Source organism: Hyphomicrobium sp. 01T421 (assembly GCF_056398805.1).
Genome location: NZ_JBFTQC010000001.1, coordinates 1,422,639 through 1,442,030, shown reverse-complemented (window position 1 = coordinate 1,442,030; position 19,392 = coordinate 1,422,639). Strand labels below are relative to the sequence as shown.

Genomic DNA, 19,392 nt, shown 5'->3' with positions numbered 1-19,392 from the left:
ATGCACCGCCGCGAATGGCCGTTCGAATCCACGAGGATCGCACTGGTATGACGGTGCCGATGTGCCGCGACAGTGGGATCGAAACCAGCCGCGACGCACCCGTCGAGGCGATGTTCCTCGTATCGAACCTTCCCAGCGCGGTGCAGCCGCATCAGGCCAAAGCGAAGCCAATCGTTGCGCTGCTCGTGACTGTTCCGGAACCATCGGACGAGAGCAATCTCGCGCTCCGCGCCCGGCCCGGGGAAACCGCTACGGCCTAGCTTCACATAGCCCCCCAGATCGACGCCCTTCGCCAATTTTTCGCTGTCACCCGTCGAGGTGCGACGAGACGTGCCGCCACCCGCACTGAAAATAGGAGCGCTTCGAATTAGCAACATAGTGATGAAGTACGGCCGTCGGTTCGCGCCCCTCCTCAAGACTTGGCAGCACGACATAATCCCTTTTTGGAAGCGGCTCTGAGTTCGCCTCTGCCAGGAGCAAGGCGGTCAGCGCCTGCTCCTGAAGATAGTGTGTGCCACAGAGTTCGAGTTGTTGACGGCAGCAGAATTCCAATCGACCCCAGTCGATATCCGGACTGTACAAGGAGTAAAGTCCGACATTCACCAATTGAGGCAACGGACCGCGCGAAAGTTTCCGCATGAGTTCATCCGGATATCCGTACATCGGTTCGATGTCCTGTATGTAAATCGCCCTCGGCGATGCAAACCAGTCGAGCACCGCGACCGGCTTGCGGAAGAAGAGGACATCTGAATCGAGAACGAGGGTCCATCCTGTGCCGCGCGTATGAATGTCCGTCAGCTTGCGCAGATGTGGATACTCTAAGCGGCGGCGGCGAAGATACGGATAGGACGCCTCCGGCAATTTTTCATCGAGTTGGCTCGCAATCTCGTTGTAATCAACGATTTCTGCCCACGGCACGACGCGCTGCATGATCGACCGTGTCTCGCCATTCAGCGTGCCGTCATCGAAAATCACAGGCGTTATCTTGAGAGAGCTCAAGCGCTGCAGAGACGCATAGCAAAAGAGTGTTTGATACCAGAATTGCGCGCCACTGAGGAAAGCAACGCGTGCACCGATCTCTTGTGCCGGCGCAACGATGGACGGCATCGCCTTCGCCGCAGCGATCATTTCTTGACGCCCGCGCTCAGTGCGACGCTGTTCAAATGGGCCGCCCTCAGCGAAGGATTTGCGAATGCGTCCCACTGGCCGATGATAAAGATGCAGGAGCACACGACCGAGCCCAAGCGTTCGGGCCGTTTCGCGAGTGGACGCAGCCACGCTCACCGGGACGCCGAAATGAGCGTCTGCCCATCAATCGTTCCGCAAGCACCACACCAGCGGATGCGATTTGCGGGCGCGGCCCATGCACGATTGCGCACGTACGCCCGGGCTTTGCGAAGAGGTGCTGTCCAACCTCGCGCGGCTGGCCACGGCCTGATCCCATGAACGTCGAGGACCTGGACCCAAGTGCGGTTCGAGCTGTAGGCGTAGCGTGCAAGATAATCTGCAGTCAGCCGGCGCACCGGTATGAGATGCTCGAGTTGCAATTCGGGAAGGTAGGCGACGGTCGATCCCTGCTCCAACAGAGACATGACGATGTCGTTATCCTCGCCGGATGCCAAGTCGATACCGCGCCTCCCTAAGGCGGCGCGCACTGGGTCCTTTGCGGCCGCGGTGACGTATGCTGCATAGGCCGAACGACGAACCGCCATTCCCGCGCCAATTGGTGCACAACTCGGGTAGCAGCGCTCTCCGGCGTTCTGATTGCACCAGGAAGCTGTAATCATCTTGTTTCCGAGATCGCGACAGGCGAGCGACATATCGAGTTTGCCAAACCAGGCTGGCGGAGTGGTTTCATAGCGAGGGATAACTTTACCCCCGGCAGCCCCAAGTTTAGCGTCACCTCGAAAGGCCGCGAAGACCGATGCCAGATAGGAGGCATCGAGTACGTTGTCGTCGTCGATAAAGACAAGAATCTCACCCTTGGATTCGACGAAACTTCGCAACCGCGCCCACGTGAGGCCGAGCTTTTCTTCGCGCACCACACGCGCATTCGGATGCCAGCTGAGGTCGAGCCGACCGTCGAGCGACTCCGTGCTCGCGTTGTCGATGACAATGAGTTCCCAGTGCCTGGCGTCGGGTAGGCGCGTCTGACCGCGAATAGAATCCAAAGTCTGCTCAAGATAATCCATTCGCGGATTATGCGTGCAGACGATAGCGGTGAGGGCTAGATGGGTCATCCCGTCAGGCGGCAGTCGATTGCTTCCCCGCCCGATTCATGGCGCGGAGATAGGACGCTTCCTGGAGCGGTGCGATAACATCGGGCGAATACGCGGATAGCACATGCTCGCGGGCCGCACGGCCCATGGCTATGCGGCGCTCGGGATCGCGCATGAGTGTAAGAATGGCCTCGGCTATGGCTCTCGGATTTCGCGGCGGCACGAGAAGGCCGGTGCGACCGTGGTCGATGATCTCCGCCATACCACCAGCGCTCGAACCTATCACGCCGCGCGCTGCGGCCATGGCTTCGAGGCACACAAAGCCGGAAGCTTCCCAGTCACTCGGGAACACGCATAGGTCAGCTTTTGCCAGTTCGAGAGGCACCTTCTCGTATGGAATTCCATCGACGATCTCTACGGGCGCGCGAGGACCAACCGTACGTCTAATGTGTTCCGACATCGGGGCGCCATCGGCCGGATGCGGAAGTGAGCGGCCTACGAAACGAAAGCGTACGTCCGCTATACGACGCACCGCATGGGATACCGCCTTCGCCAGTTCCAGAACGCCTTTCCGGACCTCAAGTCGCCCCAGGAACAGAACAACATTCGTCTTGCTCTCCGGATCAATAGCCAACAGTTGCCGGGGCGGCTCAAAGACCAGCGGAACCACGGATACTCTCTGTTTGGGCAAGCCCCATATTCTTCCGACCAGCTCTGCCGTGGCATGCGAGTTGGCGACGATCTCGTTGGCATCCAAGACATGAGTTCGCTCGCTATCGGTCTCGATGCGATATCGCCACGGATTGTCGGGCAAACGTCCACGGCGCAATGCTCCAAGAAAATATCTGCTGCGGCGTCGCCAATCGACATAGTGGGCATTGCTTGCATCGATGGTGAAACGGGGGGCGTGCAGCTTCACCACCAAAGCGATTTCTGGAAATGCTGATGCGATCGCGGCGGCATCCGCGCCGAATTCCGGTCCTTCGATGACATCGAAAGCCGCGACGGCATTGCGCTTTGCGAAAACAGGAACGATCGCCTGCGGAAATTCCACGCGGCTTGTACAAACGCTATGAACAAGCAATCCAGGCGAAACGAACTCGCTCGCAGGACTGTCGCCAGAGGTAAAAACCTCGACGTCGTGTCCTCGACCAGCCAGCATCGCGGCGGCGCCACGCACATACGTGCCGATGCCGCCGCCGTTGGCGTGCCCGGCGTATTCGTAGGAGACTAGGGCGATACGCATGTCACTGTGCGGATGTTGCCGTCGACAATTTCCGTTGCCGAGGCTTGTGCACGAGCGAACCGGTCCCGCGTCACCCGACGTTGAAGTCCGTTGACACGATGATGCGATTGCAAGCGCCTAAGCACCCTGCAGGCTCCTCTCCAGCCGTCCCGATAGGTTGAAAACGCCAACATCGTCCTGATCATATAGCGTTCCCCACTTCGGAATGACTTCGATTGTCGCCAAGTCCGTAGCCCAAAACCATTCGTCGCCCGCAACTCGCCTCCCGCCGGCAGCAATCGAATACTCGCCGGGTCTTAATAACTGAGAGGGAATGTTGAGGCGAACGCAGAACCTCCCAGCTGGCAAGCTTGACGGTCCGTCGTGAAAGGAGACGATGCGAGATCCTTGACAAAATAGTGCGACGGAAAATCGAAATTGGGGAACCGTTACGGAGGCGGTTCCTTTTAGCTCGATAGCCAATTCTTCATCAGAATTTACAATCGAATGGCCCGTCAGCGGCCTCTCGTTCAAGCTGAGCCATTCGACTTTAACTGACTCCAGAGGTCCGTTGAAGCGTAGTCGCTCGCCCGACCCACTCCCTGATGAAGTCTTGCTTCGATAAGCTCGCAGAACGGCTTCTATTTCGCCGCTCATTCTGACATTTCCACCTTCAAGAAGAAGACCCGTTCCACATATTGAGGAAAGGGTTCCCATGTTATGACTTACGAGGAGCACAGTCCGCCCATGCCCAGCCACGTCTTGCATCTTGCCAAGACACTTCTTCTGAAACTCTGCGTCGCCGACGGCCAGGACTTCGTCGATGATGAGTATTTCCGGTTCCAGATGAGCAGCAACAGCGAATGCAAGACGGACGTACATTCCGGACGAATAGCGCTTCACGGGCGTATCGAGAAATTTTTCGATTTCCGCGAACGCGACGATCTCATCGAACTTGCGGCGGATCTCTGCGCGGGTCATTCCGAGTATGGCGCCGTTCAAATAGATGTTTTCGCGACCCGTTAACTCAGGATGAAAGCCGGTACCGACTTCGAGTAGGCTAGCAACTCGACCCTTGATCGCGACGTGGCCTGCACTCGGCTCTGTAATGCGCGACAAAATCTTAAGGAGCGTGGATTTTCCGGCCCCGTTTCGACCGATGATGCCGACGACGTCTCCGCGTTCGACCTCAAAGTTGATGCCTTTGAGCGCCCAGAATTCTTCAGTCGAATCTCCAGCCACGATGGCGCCGCCGCGAGCCATCTCCACTGTGGTGCGCGCCAGGTTTTTTGCTGCTCTCTCGATGACGTCGCGGAACGTCATTTGGCGTTCGCGCTCACTCTCATGGCCGATTACATACTTCTTGCCGAGTCCTACGGCGCTGATGACGACATCGCTATTCAATGGTGAACTGACTTCAGATGAGATCTGCGAAGGTCTTTTCCGTATGCCGGAAATACACGACACCGAGCCAAAGGAAGAAGGCTACAACAACCAGGCTCAAAAGAAAGCTTGGCAGATAGAGCATGCTCTCGCCGCCGAGAAGGCTCCAGCGGAAGCCATCAATCACACCGACGACCGGATTGAGGCCGTAGAGAAAGCGCCAGGACTCCGGCACCACCGCGCTCGAGAAGCCAACGGGCGAGACGTAAAGTCCGAATTGCGCGATGAATGGAATGATAAACCGGAAATCGCGATATTTCACGTTGAGAGACGCAATCAGAAGCGACGGTCCGAGGCTCGCAAGAACTGCGAGCACCACGAAGACGGGGAGAAACACGATCTGCCAACCGGGCAAGAAGCCGAACCAGACCATGATAGCGAGCAGAAGAACCAAGTTGACAGCAAAGTCGATCAAAGCCACCACCACCGACGCCGATGGGATAATGATGCGCGGAAAATAGACCTTACCGATAAGGCTGGCGTTGCCGACGAGGCTGTTGGAGGCGTCGTTCAGGATACTTGAAAAGAGAAACCACGGCAGCATGCCCGCAAAGACGAGTATGGGATATGGTGCCGTGCCGTCGCTCGGCAGCTTGGCGAGCTTTCCAAATATAACTGTGAAGACAACCATGGTCAGGAACGGGCGGACGACCGCCCAGGCAATGCCGATGACGGTCTGCTTATAGCGCACAGCGACGTCACGCCAGGCGAGGATGGCGAAGAGTTCACGATAGTGCCAGAGATCCGACCAGTAGTTACGCTCGGCGCGCCCGGCTTCGATAATGAGCACACGTTCGGGATCAGTTGACGAAAGTGCCAACAGCGGAATCTGCTCCACACAAGCTTTTTCAGAAACTTTGGAGAAGTTCATCGACGTGTCTTCTGAAATTTGAGACAGCGAAACGCTCATGTGAGGTTGCGCACGTTTTTGGGCCGAGATCTTCAAGCGAACTGCAGACGGCATCTATGAGTTGTGACGCATTTTCTGGATCGACCAATGCGCCGATGGCTCCATCCGCTAAAGCATCTATGCTTCCGTCACGGTTGCCAGCGATTACGGGGAGGCCACAGGCTGCTGCTTCGAGATATACGATGCCGAACCCCTCTCCTGTGCCCGGCATAACGAAACAGTCTGCCAGACGGAAATAATCTGGGAGGCTCTCAGCAGAAACGCGTCCCGCAAAATGCACGGCATCTGCGACTCCAGCGTTATGTGCAAGTGCTTCGAGGCGCTGCCGTTCGTCGCCGTCTCCCACCACGACGTACACGATTTCTGGAATCCGCTCTCTTATCTTTGGAAGTGCTGCAATTACGCGGTCATGTCCTTTCCGGTACGCCGATGCTTCGAGGCGCGATACCGTAAGAATAACCTTTCGCCCTCGAAGGTCGAGGCGATCTATTAGCCGGTACGGTTTCGCACCGGCCGCGAAAGCCGGCGCAAAAGTATTAGGCAGTACTCGCACACGTTCAGGGAGAACGTCGGCCCATTCAAGAAACCTATGCCGGGTATAGCGGCTAACCACCGTAATCAATCGAGCACTCTCAGAAGCTCCGCGCACCAAAGGCCCGAGAGGGTCCCAAGCATCGATACCATGCAGTTGCAGCCACATCGGTCTTTTAAGAATTTTAGAAGCCACCTCAGCGAGTGGACTCATGTAGATGTGGCCGCAGAACACAATATCGAACGGCCCTCGAGAAATTGCCTGAAATAGTGCGTTACTCGCGAACGCAAGCCGGCCAGCTTTCGGGCGCGTCTGGCTCACTTTTTTGGGAAGTTCATTGCTAGAGCATCCGCCGTGCCGGGGAAGCACCACAATATCGCTTACCTCGGATGACGCCGCCAACGCACCGAGCAGATCTTGGTTGTACCGAGCTATTCCACCGTAACCGCCGAACGCATCGGTGACGAGTGCAAGTATTCGAAGTCCCTCGCGGCGGCCCTTACTCATGCAGCGGCAAGCCCGTAAGCCCAACGGCGCGACCAATGGCAATGCGGCGTCGCCAGTGAAGGCACATTCCTATACTTGCCTGCACCAGGTCCTTGCTGCAACCAGGTCGCAATGGGTGTCGTGAACCCTGTATTAGGTCGCGCCGTGATCTCAGACGGCATTGGCGTGCTGGGGCTTCGCGCAAGACTTATTTTCGACCAGAGTTTGGGGCGCGCGAGAAAAAATGGCCCCACCGCCGCTAAGAGCGAGACGTCGACGAGAGGAACGCGCACTTCAAGTCCGTGCGCCATGCTCGCCCAATCGGTATCGCGCAGGAGCTGGTTTCGCATGTAAAGCGAGGCCTCGAGAGCCGCGACTTTCGCGAACGACGATTTCGGTCGTGGTGTCAGTTCCGTCTCGACCATCATCAATGGTCTAAGCCGCCTCAGCCCGCTGCGCACTGTCTCCGGATCGAGCACCTCTTCGAGTTCCCAAGGCATGAAGACCCCCCGGCGTAGAAGATAGGCTCCCGAATATGTTCCGGCATACTCCGCGAATCCCGCCGCCTTCGGACTATTGAAATACTTGTCGAGACCACTGGCGAAAAGCGCCTTTCGGATAGCACGCCCGAGCAACGGAATCCGCGAGGGGATCGCCATCCGACCGGCCCACACCGGAATTTCGCGAAACGATGGGTAGCCGCCGAACAGCTCATCGCCTCCGAGGCCGGACACCGCTACTTTCAGTCCAAGTTCTTTGGCGGCCTTCGAGACAAACCAAGTATTTATGCCATCGATGGACGGCTGATCCATCGCCGCGAGGATGCCCGGCAGGTCCGCTTGAAATTCTCTTTCGGCGACGACGCGCGTCGTATGCCGCGTGCCGTAGGTGCGCGCGACTTCTGCTGCGAGCGGCGCCTCGTCGTCAGCATGACCATTGAATTCCTCGAAGCTCAGCGTCACTGTCTGAATATCGCTTTGGCCGGCATCACGCATCAAGCCAACGAGCGCTCCGGAGTCGATGCCAGCGGAAAGAAATGCACCGACGGGCACGTCGGCGACGAGGTGATGCTTGACGCTATCGAGCAGAGCTTCGCGAATTTGTGCTTGGCCATCTATCGATCGCGGCACGCTGGCGTTTTGTTTTTCGGCCTCACGGTACACGGCAGCAATCGAATGGTAGCGCTTGGGTTCGTGTGCACCGATGCGGTCGACGACAATCGTGGTTCCAGCGGGCACTGCGCGCATAGCTCGATAGCTGGTGAAGGGTTCCGGAACGCTGCCCCAAAGATAGAACCCGACTTGACCCGCCGGGTCCGGATCGCGCGAAACTTTGCCACCCTCGAGTAGCGCCTTCACTTGCGACGCGAAGCGGAAGGTCCAGCCATCATCGGCATAGTAGAGCGGTTTAATCCCGTAGGGATCCCGGGCGAGAAATATATTCTTCTTCTCCGCATCCCAAATCGCGAAGGCGAACATTCCCCGAAGGTCGTGCACCATTGCATCGCCCTTCTCGGCGTAAAGATGCAGGAGAATTTCCGTATCCGAATTGCTTTGTAGTGTTCGGCCTTTGGCTTCCAGCTCTTGGCGCAATTCACGGTAATTGTAGATTTCTCCATTGAACGTCACGACCAACTTCCCGTCGGAGCTGATCATCGGCTGCGACGCCGCTTCACTCAGATCGATGATCGACAAGCGACGATGCCCGAAACCCACCCGTTCGTCATCAGACGTCCATTGGCCTTTCCCGTCGGGACCGCGTGCCGCCATAAAATCGCGCGATCGCGTAAGCTCGTCGCGATCAATCGGATTGGCCGCGTAATGGTAGGCAAAGATGCCGTTAATCCCGCACATACTATCGCCAGGAACCGGCCACCGGCCGCGCGAAGTGGCCACGCATCGGATCTAGCTGCTGGCGTTCGTGCCACGCCCACGCGGTCTTAACGATATCGCTGAGGCTGGCGATTCTGGGCATCCAAAGCAATTCTTCTCGGGCCCTCGTCGCATCGCTGATCAGCACTGGCGGATCTCCTGCACGGCGCGCACCAATTGCGACAGGTACGCGGCGACGGGTGACCCTTTCCACCGTATCGATCACCTGACGAACCGAAAATCCTCGTCCGTTTCCGAGATTGTAAGCGGACGATCCAGTGCTTCGCTCCAACGCTTGCAACGCTTTGACGTGCGCGTCGGCTAAATCCGAGACATGGATATAATCGCGGACGCACGTTCCATCGTCCGTGTCGTAATCGGAACCGAACAACGTCACGCTGCTTCGCTTGCCTGAACACGCGTCCAACGCAAGAGGGACGAGATGCGTTTCCGGATCATGCTCCTCGCCGATTTCGTTTTCGGTGTCAGCTCCCGCAGCATTGAAATAGCGCAGTGCTATGGAATTAATCCGGTGCGCCGTTCCAAAATCATGGAGCATGCGCTCGACCATCAACTTCGACGCCCCGTACGGATTGATGGGTCGCTGGGCTGTCTCTTCCGTGATCGGCAAGCTCTCTGGGACGCCATAGGTTGCACAGGTACTCGAGAACACTATGGAACGAATGCCGTGATCCTGCATCGCCTCGATGATATTCAGACTGCCGCAAACGTTGTTGCGGAAATATTTTCCAGGATCGGCAACGGACTCACCGACATAGGCGCACGCCGCGAAGTGCATCACTGCTGAAGGCCGGTATCGGTCGATGGCGGCGTCCAGCGACGCACGGTCGAGAATATCGCCGATGACCAGCGGCCCCCATTTTACGGCCCATTGATGTCCGTAGCTGAGGTTGTCGAAAGTGACCGGCGCATATCCCGCTCGCGCCAAGGCTTTGCATGCATGCGAACCGATGTATCCGGCACCGCCCGTTACGAGGACCGTGCGATCACCGGATTGCATGATCAAATTCCAAAGGGCGCAAGAACAGCTTTCGATTGAAGCGACAGGAGTTTCTCGAAATAGCCGATCGTCAGACGGAGGCCGTCGCGCAGCGGCACGATCGGCTTCCATCCAAGTTCGTCGTTGGCCAAACGGATGTTTGGTTGCCGCTGCCTCGGATCGTCCTGAGGAAGGGGCTGATAGACCAGCTTTGATTTCGAGCCCGTCATGTCGATGGCGAGTTCCGCGAGTTCCTTGATCGTGAATTCATTTGGATTGCCGAGATTGACGGGCCCCGTCAGTTCCTTCGGCGAGTTCATAAAGCGGATGAAGCCGTCGATGAGATCGTCCACGTAACAGAATGAGCGTGTCTGGGCGCCGTCACCGTAGATCGTGATCGGTTCACCTCTGAGTGCCTGAACGATGAAGTTCGAAACGACGCGCCCATCGCTCGGGTGCATGCGAGGACCATAGGTATTGAAAATCCGCGCGACCTTGATTTCCAGTTTGTGCTGCCGCCAATAATCGAAAAAGAGCGTTTCCGCGCACCGCTTGCCCTCATCGTAGCAAGAGCGGGGGCCGATCGGATTGACGTTGCCCCAATAATCTTCGGTCTGAGGATGCACCGACGGATCGCCATAAACTTCGGATGTCGAAGCTTGGAAAATTCGGCACTTCAGCCGCTTCGCGAGCCCAAGCATGTTGATTGCGCCGTGCACGCTCGTCTTGGTCGTTTGCACCGGGTCATGCTGGTAATGAACGGGCGATGCGGGACAGGCGAGATTGTAAATCTGGTCAACTTCAACATAGAGCGGAAACGTCACATCGTGACGCATCAATTCAAAGCGCGGATGACCAATGAGATGCTCGATATTTCCCTTTGTCCCGGTGAAAAAATTATCGAGACAGATCACTTCGTGGCCATCGTCCAGGAGGCGGTCGCAAAGGTGAGAGCCGAGAAATCCCGCTCCGCCGGTGACGAGAATCGTATTTCTTCGCATGCTACTTCATCACCATACAAAAAAGCCAAAAGCTACCGCACTCCGGGTGAAATGAACTCACCGGGCAACTCGTAACACAAATATTTACGCCAAGCGGCGGCAACAGATCGAACTACTAATTTTTATAAACGTCGGCTTGCTTCGTCATTGCGTCACTTTTTACTATGCGACGCGCGCGGTCCTCGCAGTCGCTGCGGAAACTTCATTGTAAAACTGTCTGTCGGTTTCCGCTGGGTTCGGGCAAAAACCGCTCCGCCGCAGGTCGCGCCATGCTCGAGCGATCGCGAGCGTATTCACCCGCTCGCCGAACATGATCATCCCGAACGTCTGCCACAATATTCTGATGTCGAGCTTGAGTGACGCGTTTTTGAGATACCACACATCGAGGGCCGCTTTGTCGGCGGCGGAAATGTCCCGGCCGCCTTCGACCTGCGCGCAGCCGGTCAACCCAGGCCGGATCATCAAGCGGGCAACGTATTCGGCGGGCTGGTCAGCCGGTAAGAGAGGGCGAGGACCAACGAACGACATCTCGCCAGCGAGTATATTGTAAAGTTGAGGCAGTTCATCCAAGCGGGTTCGCCGCAATATTCCGCCCCAAAACGTGATGCGGTCGGCCTCCGATAATTTCTGGCCATCGACAGAATGCTCGGCTCGCATGCTGCGGAATTTGTACATACAGAAGGGTATTCCGCCGACGCCTGGACGCTGCTGCCAAAAGACGACCGGAAAACCGACTTCAACGGCGACTACGGCCGCGACCACCGCCATGATCGGCGCGAGCAGTACGAGCAAGGCGGCAGCGACAGCAATATCGATAAGCCTTTTGAACCGCCAATAGGGCCGCTTCATCAGCGCGGATAGCCGTTCGTTGTCGATGGAGAACGCTGCTCGCCCATCGGGGATTACCCTGAGGCCCCGCGTGTTGCCGGTCGCCACTCGCTCAAATCCCAATCGCTCCCCTATGAAGTCAACGATGATGATCGTCGTCGCTTCCAGGTGCAGCAAGGCGTCCCTCACCTCTTGCGCGAGGGAATCAAACGCTTGGGTGATGACAATCCGGTTGATGGCTACGCCATGGACAGAAAGCCGCTGAATGACCGCCAGAACATCCTCTGGGTTGCCCAAAATTTGATGACGAAGAACCAGCCTGCCGAGGTGATGGTCGCGTGTCCCAAGTATTCCCGCAACTCGCACGCGGTCGTTTCCGAACTCGGCGACAGACCTCAGATAAAGCTCGGTCAGCCGGGACATGCCGATGACCAATACCGTTTCTGCGGCACCCGGGACGATCGGTTTTTGAAACTGCGTCGGGCGACCCCGGGCGACGTATCGCATGCGCATGAGCACACGAACTCCGACCAAGCCAAAAATCATCAGTACGCACTGCAATATCGGCAGCGCGCGCGCGATCCCATCCAACCGATTAATCGCAAAATCCACGGCCACCGCGCCGACCACAATCACGACCGAGGCGCTAACGATCCTCAAATAGTCCGGCAGAGCGGAGAAACGCCAAATCGACCGGTCTAACCCCAGCGACGGAATAACGATGATCGAAACGCAGAGAGTGCAGAGAATGTAAGCGAGCTCGGCGGCCTGCCGTTCTCTTGAAATATCGAAATTATCTCGCAAGATCAGAGCGAAGATCGTCGCCAAGACTATAAGAAAAAGGTCGCAGAATAGCTGAATGAGCCTACGCATTATCAAGTACCCCCCGCAACGCAAAATGAAATTTCAGATTCCCCTTCGCAAGCATTCCATCTGTAGGCTGTATATCAGCACGCGCATTACTTTATGGCAATGAGTTGCTTATAGATGTGCGCGGAATCGAAGGACGAACGCGAAATGTTGCGCTGCGGCTACAACGGCGGCGAGGTGTGTCGATGAACTGAACATCCGTCGCTCACGCTCGGCGCTCATTTGCTCCTGCAATCAGCCTATTTTTTCCCTGGTTTGTATGGGAATGGATTGCGCTGCCACTCGTCAGGCCAATTGATATCGGCGCCCCAGGTCTCACCCGCAGGAGTAGGACTTTTTTCCGGATAACGCTGTTCAAAACGAGCGCGCTTTATGCGGTCATCGTGCACGTCAGGACCTTGTTCGTTTTTGTCCACGCTGGCGAACGGCCTAACCAATAAGCCACATGAAAATGCGAATACCACCGCTATCGCGGTCGTTCGCAGTGCGTAATCGACAACAGCATGGGCGATCAAAAGCACCACAACGAAAAGTGCGGCCCTCTCCCAAAGAATGTCGGGGGCAGAAGCCTTTCCAATCGGCCGCCTCCAAAGCTCGAAGCATCGCCACACGATCCATGCGCCGAAAAGCACCATCATGAGCAAGCCCGGCAATCCTGCTTCGAGCGCCACCTCGAGGATATCGTTGTGCGCATGGTTCGCGTACGCCGCAAAGACGTCCGCAGGGCGCTCGAACATGCCGTAGACATCGACAAATGTTCCCATGCCCGACCCAAACGGCATAAAGGCTCGCGCAGCCTCAAAGGTATTTCGCGCAAACGGCAATCGCGCGTCATCGAGGGTATCGGTTCCGAAACGCTCGAGGATGCGCAGAAGGGCAAACTGCAGCGCGAAAATCATCGATACGACAACGGCCGCCACAAACACTTTGCCCGACTGCAGCCCCGTGCCACGGCGCGGATCAAAATTGGCCAGCGGCCAAGCAAGCAGCATAGCCGCCATCGTCAGACCTAGGCCAGCGCGGGATCGCGCCACGAGCTGTGCCGCGATCAAGATCACAAGCACGACAAATCCGGCGATCAGGGGCAGAAGGGCGGCGGGTTCAAACAGGCGCTTCCGGCCGTTGAACCCCGTATCGATAAGCCACGCGCTCGCGAAAACGGTAAGGCAATAAAGAAGGGCCGCGAGATGATTTCGGTTTGCGAAGAAGCCGACCGCCTCGCTGGGGTTCGTATACTCGAAAAATCGCAACGGACTGCTGGGTCCTTGAGCGACCTGAATCAGCCCAAGGCAGGCGCTCAGGAGGCCGACACTCAATAGGAGATAGCTCAGTTGCCGGCGCGCGATACCGCTCAAAGACACCGTGCCAAGGAACACTGCAAGCGGCGGCATTAGTGCGGCGAGGCTCAACCAGGTGCCCGTTGGATAAACGGTAATTGGCGCCCATTGTCCCTTATTCCCCGCCACCTCGAAGGCAGCCGCCACGTTGGCCCTCTCAGGGAGATGGGACCAAATTGCAGGAGGAAGCGGCGCCAGTTGCAGCAACGGCACGAGAATAATCGCGACACAGAACGCAAGTATTGCGTTGGTCTCTTTCGTCCTTTCAAGACCTAGGATCTTTGTCGATGCGAGGAGAGCCAAGGGTATCGAAACGAGCTGCAAAATGCTGTCGGACAGGAAACCAGCGCGCGTGCCGCCGCCCAGCAAGAGGCTGGCCGCAATCACGAACCCGCACAGCACGCCGACGACGCCCTGCCTCTTCAAGAGATCGAAAAAGGCATTGCGCAACGTCAGGGACTGGCGGGCTGATTCACGTGCACTATCACCCCTATTCCGCCACCCACGACGAGACTGCCGACGATCAATGCGTGATCCGGGTCTCGCGCCACTGTTTCGCATTTCACTTCAGGCGTGTCCTTCAGACTGCCGACAGCGCAGCCCCGGCTACAAGGATTGTCGGCGCCGATAATGAAAACGGAATGTGGCCCAACCTTTACCAGACATTGGCCGGCATATGTGATCTCCGCGCTGCTGGCCGGTCCAACCATGACGGTGTCCCCGGGACTTCCCTCGGTGCCCGCAACGGTTTTATGAAAGCCTTCGCCGCGATTGATCGAAACCGCGCCAGAAACGAAGGTTATTGTCGCGGTCGACGCCGCGGCATAGGAACTCAGCTGCCAAATGGCAGCAATCAACGCAAACAACATACGCATTACGCGAACCTCGTACGCAACACAGCCGAGATAACGTCTCATTACGCTAACACAAAGATCGTGGTTTATAAGGCCATATCGCTCGTGGGCGGATAAAAAAAATCCGTCACCGCGATAATATTGCCACGTTATTCCTTCCTCCTCATTGTACGGATCGTCCGTGATCGATCTTCATTGCCATCTGCTTCCATGCATAGACGACGGGCCGAGCGACCTTGCCATATCACTCGATATGGCACGCGCATTCGTGGCTGACGGCGTATCCGTTGTGGCGTGTACGCCGCATATCTTCCCCGGCATCTATCCGAATACCGGCCATGAGATACGCTACCGCGTCGAACTCTTACGAAACGCGCTAGATGCTCACGAAATCCCGCTCCGCCTGGTGCCTGGAGCGGACATTCATATGATGCCGAACTTCGTTTCGGGCTTGCGCACGGGTGAGCTCATTTCCCTCGACGACACGCGCTATGTGCTTGTCGAACCTCCACATCACGTCGCGCCGCCACGAATTGAGCAATTCTTCCGCGAACTGATCGCGGCGAACTATGTTCCTGTTCTCACTCACCCTGAACGCCTTTCGTGGATCAAGACTGGCTATCCCCTAATAGCCAAGCTCGTCGATGCGGGGGTCTGGCTGCAAATTACGGCTGGGTCTCTCACCGGAGATTTTGGCAGCCGCGCCAAGTACTGGGCAGAACGATTTCTCGATGAAGGCCTTGCAAAAATACTCGCGACCGACGCACACGATATGCTCCGACGACCTCCTATTTTGAGCAAAGGTTACGATGCTGCCGCACGCAGGATCGGCGCTGCGGAAGCGAAACGCTTGGTACTGACGAATCCAACTGCTATACTTTTCGAAGGGAAATGACGTCACATCGCAGCATCATTTTGGGCATCACGTCCGGCGGGGGCGGAAATTCATGTTTGTAGCGTCGTGTAGATCCACTGATCCGCTAAAGCCCGAAACGATCGGGCGCGCCGGACCTTTGTTCATCACTTTTGCTTTGACGGCCTTATTGTCGGGTTGTGGCGCGACGTTGCCGGACGGGCAGCTCACCCCCATCGAGACAAGTTCATCTTCTAACGCGCAGAAAGTCGGCCGCGTCGAAACCGCGTCGCTGCGCACGTCTCCTGATGACAAATTTGCCGTCACAAAAGCGGCGGACGTCATGACGTCTGGTTCGGTTGCGGGCGCGAGCGGGTACAAAATTGGTCCGCAAGACGTTTTGGATATTTCGGTCTTCAAGGTCCCAGAACTTTCCAAGAGCCTGCAGGTCGCGGATTCCGGCAACGTCAATTTGCCTTTGGTTGGCGAGATGCCTGCTGCAGGTCGAACACCTGAGGAACTCGAGGCGGACCTTACAAGGCGACTCGGGCGCAAATACCTGCAGTCTCCGCAGGTGACGGTTTACGTCAAAGAGTACAACAGCCAGCGGATTACCGTTGAAGGGGCGGTGAAGAAGCCCGGCGTATACCCATTTCGCGGGAAGGGTTCCTTGCTACAATACCTCGCGATGGCGGAGGGGCTCGACTCGCTCAGCTCCGATTCAACGGTTATCGTGTTTCGGCAGATTTCGGGAAAACGTGCCGCCGCGAAGTTCGATATCAGCGACATTCGAGCGGGCAAAGCGGACGATCCCGGCGTTCAATCAGGCGACGTGATCGTCGCCGGAACGTCCGCTACCAAAGAGACATTCAATACGATCATGAAGGTCTTGCCTCTTGCCGCCGTCTTCACTTTCCTTTGACTCGGGCGCGACGCCAATTCGGCGGCCAACAGGCTGTAGTTTGCGAATATGAGAGAAACTGGCGCGGATTCGGAGAACCCAAAATCGGTGCGCCTCGTGCCGGCGGCAGACGCCGCGCTCATTCCGCGCGATCCCTATGGCTCGATCGGCGACTATCCCGGTTACGGAAACCAGGATGCGGGCTTCGGCTCTTACGAGCTCGCGGAGCTCTGGCGCGTCATCAATAAGCGAAAGTGGATCATCCTTGCAATCGTGTCCGCTTCCGTTGCGATCGGCGCGGTACGTACCCTCATGGAGACCCCCCTTTATAATTCGACCATCCGGATTCAGATTGATCGAGCCGCATCTAAAGTCGTCGAAAGCGGCGATGTCTCTGCCGAAAACGGGGACTACGATTTTCTGCGGACGGAATATGAACGCTTGAACGGGCGAATGATGGCTGAGCGTGTCGCATCGGCCTTGAGGCTCGGTGATGACAGTGACTTTCTTCGGCCTCGTGCCGCCACAGTGCGCACGCTCGTAACTCATTTTCTTTCCCGGCCGGCAGCGCCGCCCCAGATTTCCAATAGGGGCGAGAACGAACGCGCCGCCGCCAGCGTCGTCCAAAGCAATCTTGCCGTGAGACCGGTGAACGGATCCCGAATGGTCGATCTCACCTACACCGATCCCGATCCTGTACGGGCCCAAAAAATAGCGACCGCTTATGCAGATGCGTACATCGCCTCAAATCTCGACAAGCGCTTCGAGGCCAATGCGTACGCCAAAACGTTCCTCGAGGACCAACTGAAGCAATTGAAGTTGCGCCTCGAAAACTCCGAGAGGGACCTTCTCGACTTTGCGCAAAAAGAACAGATCGTGGCTGTGAACGAGAAGTCGTCGACGGGAGAAGCCAATCTCTCGGCTGCAAACGCCGCTCTCGGCAGTCTCATTTCGGAGCGCATCAAGAACGAACAGCTTTGGAGACAAATCGAAGCGACGCCCACCGATGCTGCCAAGCTGCCTCAGGTTCCACAGTTGCTGTCCAACAGCGTTATCGATGGGCTTCGTGCGCAGCGCAACGCACTCGTGACCGAATATCAGGAAAAGCTCGAGACTTTTAAGCCCAGCTATCCGGCGATGATCCAGATCAATAACAAGATAAAGGAAGTCGATCGTCAGCTTGCGGGCGAAGTTGGAACGATCAAGAACACCCTCAAGGCCGCTTACCAATCTTCGCTCAGCCAAGAGAACGAAATGAAGTCTCGCATCGAGACGCTCAAGGTTGAACTCTTGGATCTCCAAAAGCGCAGCATTCAATATAATATTTTGAAGCGCGAGGTCGACACCAACAGAGGCCTCTACGACGGTCTGCTGCAACGTTACAAGGAGGTCGACGTCGCGGGCGGCGTCGGGGCCAACAACGTCTTCATTGTCGACAAGGCCGAAGTGCCCGGCGGGCCATTTTCGCCCAACCTGTCCCGCGCCCTCCTCATGGCATTCGCGCTCGGCCTCGGCGTTGCTGCCTCTGCCGCATTCGTGCTCGAGAAGCTCGACGACACGATCAGTACGCCGGAACAAATCGAAGGTATTTCGGGCATCGCGACAATTGGGATTATTCCGAAGCTCGGAAAGAAGGCGACGATCGAGTCCGAACTCGCGGACCCTCGCTCGGCGCTGTCGGAGGCCTACCGTTCGCTTTGCACCGCCGTACAGTTTTCTACCGAGAGCGGATTGCCGAAGACGCTGCTCGTCACGAGTTCGATGCCGGGCGAAGGGAAATCGACGACGTCACTTGCGATGGCCAAGCATTTCACGGCTCTTGGCCTCAAGGTGTTGCTTGTCGATGCCGATTTGCGGAATGCCTCGCTGCACATCAAGCTCGGGATGCAGGAAGGCATAGGACTTAGCGATTATCTGGCTGGAAACTGCTCGCCGCCCGAAGCCTTCCGGAAGACCGATTTCGCGAACCTCGCGTTCATGGCGTCCGGCAGCGTCTTCCCGCACGCCGGCGACTTGCTTGCCAGCCCTCGCCTCATGTCGCTTCTCTCCATTGGGCTTGAGGTATTCGATCTGATCGTCATCGACGGCCCTCCCGTCATGGGACTCGCGGACGCGCCAATTCTAGCGAATGCCACTGCCGGAACGATATTTGTGGTTGGCGCCGGTCAAGGCCGTAAGGCCGTCGTCCGCGGCGCAATTCGACGGCTGCGGATGTCTCGCGCAACAGTTATCGGCTCAGTCTTGACCAAATTCGACGCGCGGGCGTCGGGATACGGACGGGAATACGGGTCGAGCTATGGTGACGGCTACGGCGCGAGCCCGCGGCGCAACGCGCCTTCCTTCAACGCTTCCGACAAACGTCATCCTCAAATCGCAGCTCGACGAGAGAACATGTAATGCAGGACTTAACTGCATTGAGAGTTGCCATAGACATTCTGCAAGTACCGTCTCGCATGCACGCGACGAGGTCAAAGCCGTTACCCGACGGTGTCGGGCTTCTCCTCTCCGTTGCGGCCGGCGATGAAGAGGTGACGACGAATGCAGCTCGAACGACCGGGAGATCTCCAGAATTTCTGCTCGAAGCGGCGCTATTTTTTATCGAGCAAATTCTGCTGTCACCGGCTTCCGACAGCTATCGCATTCTGGGGTCGGACCGAACCGCGACTTCGATTGAGCTGAGGCGAAACATGGCCCTGCTGCTCAAAATCCTGCACCCCGATCATTATCAAAACGTTCAACGCTCGATTTTTGCGGGGCGCGTTACCGAGGCCTGGAACAATCTGAAGACCCTCGAGCGGCGCAACACTTACGATGCGGATCGCGACACGCACGCCGAAGAAGGACCTTCCCGATTGCCGGCGAACCAAACGGCACAATGGCTTCGGGCCTCCGCTCAGCATTCTCCAGCGAGTTCTCGCACCACGAGGAGACGCAGACCGCTACGGCACGCATTGTTAGATTTTCTGGCTCACTTCCGCGCCTAAACCCATTCAACGTCCTGCCAGCTGGATTGTCTGGTTCATCGAGAAGGCTTCCGGATGTTTGAATTCGAAGCGGCTTGA

17 protein-coding genes are annotated in these 19,392 nt (G+C 57.1%); 5 read left to right on the top strand and 12 right to left on the bottom strand.

All coding sequences use genetic code 11. The features are described 5' to 3' along the window. Positions 1 to 14: 14 nt before the first annotated feature. Complete coding sequence (locus AC1DK3_RS06480) at positions 15 to 260, top strand: hypothetical protein (RefSeq protein WP_477191440.1); 246 nt, start codon at positions 15 to 17, stop codon at positions 258 to 260. 46 nt (positions 261 to 306) lie between these two features. Here AC1DK3_RS06480 and AC1DK3_RS06475 read toward each other — a convergent pair whose 3' ends face one another. The 12 genes from AC1DK3_RS06475 to AC1DK3_RS06420 all read right to left on the bottom strand — a co-directional run bounded on the left by AC1DK3_RS06475 (position 307) and on the right by AC1DK3_RS06420 (position 14,597). Then, positions 307 to 1,128, bottom strand: a complete 822-nt coding sequence (locus AC1DK3_RS06475) for a hypothetical protein (protein ID WP_477191439.1) — start codon at positions 1,126 to 1,128, stop codon at positions 307 to 309. Between the two features lie 152 nt (positions 1,129 to 1,280). Beyond that, the gene (locus tag AC1DK3_RS06470) at positions 1,281 to 2,240 is read right to left on the bottom strand and encodes a glycosyltransferase (RefSeq protein ID WP_477191438.1); all 960 of its coding nucleotides are present in this window, start codon (positions 2,238 to 2,240) and stop codon (positions 1,281 to 1,283) included. 4 nt (positions 2,241 to 2,244) lie between these two features. Further along, entirely contained in the window at positions 2,245 to 3,465 is a 1,221-nt protein-coding gene (locus tag AC1DK3_RS06465; protein WP_477191437.1) for a glycosyltransferase family 4 protein, read from the bottom strand. Positions 3,466 to 3,582: 117 nt separating this feature from the next. Further along, on the bottom strand, positions 3,583 to 4,848 hold the full coding sequence (locus AC1DK3_RS06460) for an ABC transporter ATP-binding protein (protein ID WP_477191436.1): 1,266 nt from the start codon (positions 4,846 to 4,848) through the stop codon (positions 3,583 to 3,585). 13 nt (positions 4,849 to 4,861) lie between these two features. Beyond that, positions 4,862 to 5,758, bottom strand: coding sequence for an ABC transporter permease (locus tag AC1DK3_RS06455; protein WP_477191435.1), 897 nt, complete (start codon positions 5,756 to 5,758; stop codon positions 4,862 to 4,864). Beyond that, positions 5,736 to 6,836: a glycosyltransferase family 4 protein gene (locus AC1DK3_RS06450; RefSeq protein WP_477191434.1), complete on the bottom strand. Its 1,101-nt coding sequence runs from the start codon at positions 6,834 to 6,836 to the stop codon at positions 5,736 to 5,738. The genes AC1DK3_RS06455 and AC1DK3_RS06450 overlap by 23 nt, the downstream gene beginning before the upstream one ends. Next, complete coding sequence (gene asnB, locus AC1DK3_RS06445) at positions 6,833 to 8,668, bottom strand: asparagine synthase (glutamine-hydrolyzing) (protein WP_477191433.1); 1,836 nt, start codon at positions 8,666 to 8,668, stop codon at positions 6,833 to 6,835. The genes AC1DK3_RS06450 and asnB overlap by 4 nt, the downstream gene beginning before the upstream one ends. Position 8,669: 1 nt before the next feature. Further along, positions 8,670 to 9,707: a UDP-glucose 4-epimerase GalE gene (gene galE, locus AC1DK3_RS06440; RefSeq protein ID WP_477191432.1), complete on the bottom strand. Its 1,038-nt coding sequence runs from the start codon at positions 9,705 to 9,707 to the stop codon at positions 8,670 to 8,672. Positions 9,708 to 9,709: 2 nt separating this feature from the next. Then, complete coding sequence (locus AC1DK3_RS06435) at positions 9,710 to 10,687, bottom strand: UDP-glucuronic acid decarboxylase family protein (RefSeq protein WP_477191431.1); 978 nt, start codon at positions 10,685 to 10,687, stop codon at positions 9,710 to 9,712. Between the two features lie 162 nt (positions 10,688 to 10,849). Beyond that, positions 10,850 to 12,388 (bottom strand): sugar transferase, encoded by a 1,539-nt coding sequence (locus AC1DK3_RS06430; protein WP_477191430.1) that lies wholly within the window; start codon positions 12,386 to 12,388, stop codon positions 10,850 to 10,852. Positions 12,389 to 12,624: 236 nt separating this feature from the next. Next, positions 12,625 to 14,172, bottom strand: coding sequence for an O-antigen ligase family protein (locus tag AC1DK3_RS06425; RefSeq protein WP_477191429.1), 1,548 nt, complete (start codon positions 14,170 to 14,172; stop codon positions 12,625 to 12,627). A gap of 2 nt (positions 14,173 to 14,174) precedes the next feature. Then, the gene (locus tag AC1DK3_RS06420) at positions 14,175 to 14,597 is read right to left on the bottom strand and encodes a FecR family protein (RefSeq protein WP_477191428.1); all 423 of its coding nucleotides are present in this window, start codon (positions 14,595 to 14,597) and stop codon (positions 14,175 to 14,177) included. Positions 14,598 to 14,757: 160 nt separating this feature from the next. Here AC1DK3_RS06420 and AC1DK3_RS06415 point away from each other — a divergent pair, with 160 nt between their 5' ends. The 4 genes from AC1DK3_RS06415 (at position 14,758) to AC1DK3_RS06400 (ending at position 19,314) form a co-directional block, all read left to right on the top strand. Further along, positions 14,758 to 15,471 (top strand): tyrosine-protein phosphatase, encoded by a 714-nt coding sequence (locus tag AC1DK3_RS06415; protein WP_477191427.1) that lies wholly within the window; start codon positions 14,758 to 14,760, stop codon positions 15,469 to 15,471. Positions 15,472 to 15,619: 148 nt separating this feature from the next. Further along, positions 15,620 to 16,351: a polysaccharide biosynthesis/export family protein gene (locus AC1DK3_RS06410; RefSeq protein ID WP_477191426.1), complete on the top strand. Its 732-nt coding sequence runs from the start codon at positions 15,620 to 15,622 to the stop codon at positions 16,349 to 16,351. An 87-nt stretch (positions 16,352 to 16,438) separates the two neighbouring features. Continuing rightward, positions 16,439 to 18,727, top strand: coding sequence for a GumC family protein (locus tag AC1DK3_RS06405; RefSeq protein ID WP_477191425.1), 2,289 nt, complete (start codon positions 16,439 to 16,441; stop codon positions 18,725 to 18,727). Then, positions 18,727 to 19,314, top strand: coding sequence for a J domain-containing protein (locus tag AC1DK3_RS06400; protein WP_477191424.1), 588 nt, complete (start codon positions 18,727 to 18,729; stop codon positions 19,312 to 19,314). Before AC1DK3_RS06405 ends, AC1DK3_RS06400 begins: the two co-directional genes overlap by 1 nt. Positions 19,315 to 19,392: the final 78 nt, after the last annotated feature.

Coding starts and splice junctions, on each gene's coding strand:
- AC1DK3_RS06420 (WP_477191428.1), bottom strand. CDS start 14,597: ATGCGTATGTTGTTTGCGTTGATTGCTGCCATTTGGCAGCTGAGTTCC.
- AC1DK3_RS06470 (WP_477191438.1), bottom strand. CDS start 2,240: ATGACCCATCTAGCCCTCACCGCTATCGTCTGCACGCATAATCCGCGA.
- AC1DK3_RS06400 (WP_477191424.1), top strand. CDS start 18,727: ATGCAGGACTTAACTGCATTGAGAGTTGCCATAGACATTCTGCAAGTA.
- AC1DK3_RS06455 (WP_477191435.1), bottom strand. CDS start 5,758: ATGAACTTCTCCAAAGTTTCTGAAAAAGCTTGTGTGGAGCAGATTCCG.
- AC1DK3_RS06480 (WP_477191440.1), top strand. CDS start 15: ATGGCCGTTCGAATCCACGAGGATCGCACTGGTATGACGGTGCCGATG.
- AC1DK3_RS06435 (WP_477191431.1), bottom strand. CDS start 10,687: ATGCGAAGAAATACGATTCTCGTCACCGGCGGAGCGGGATTTCTCGGC.
- galE (WP_477191432.1), bottom strand. CDS start 9,707: ATGCAATCCGGTGATCGCACGGTCCTCGTAACGGGCGGTGCCGGATAC.
- AC1DK3_RS06475 (WP_477191439.1), bottom strand. CDS start 1,128: ATGATCGCTGCGGCGAAGGCGATGCCGTCCATCGTTGCGCCGGCACAA.
- AC1DK3_RS06450 (WP_477191434.1), bottom strand. CDS start 6,836: ATGAGTAAGGGCCGCCGCGAGGGACTTCGAATACTTGCACTCGTCACC.
- AC1DK3_RS06465 (WP_477191437.1), bottom strand. CDS start 3,465: ATGCGTATCGCCCTAGTCTCCTACGAATACGCCGGGCACGCCAACGGC.
- AC1DK3_RS06430 (WP_477191430.1), bottom strand. CDS start 12,388: ATGCGTAGGCTCATTCAGCTATTCTGCGACCTTTTTCTTATAGTCTTG.
- asnB (WP_477191433.1), bottom strand. CDS start 8,668: ATGTGCGGGATTAACGGCATCTTTGCCTACCATTACGCGGCCAATCCG.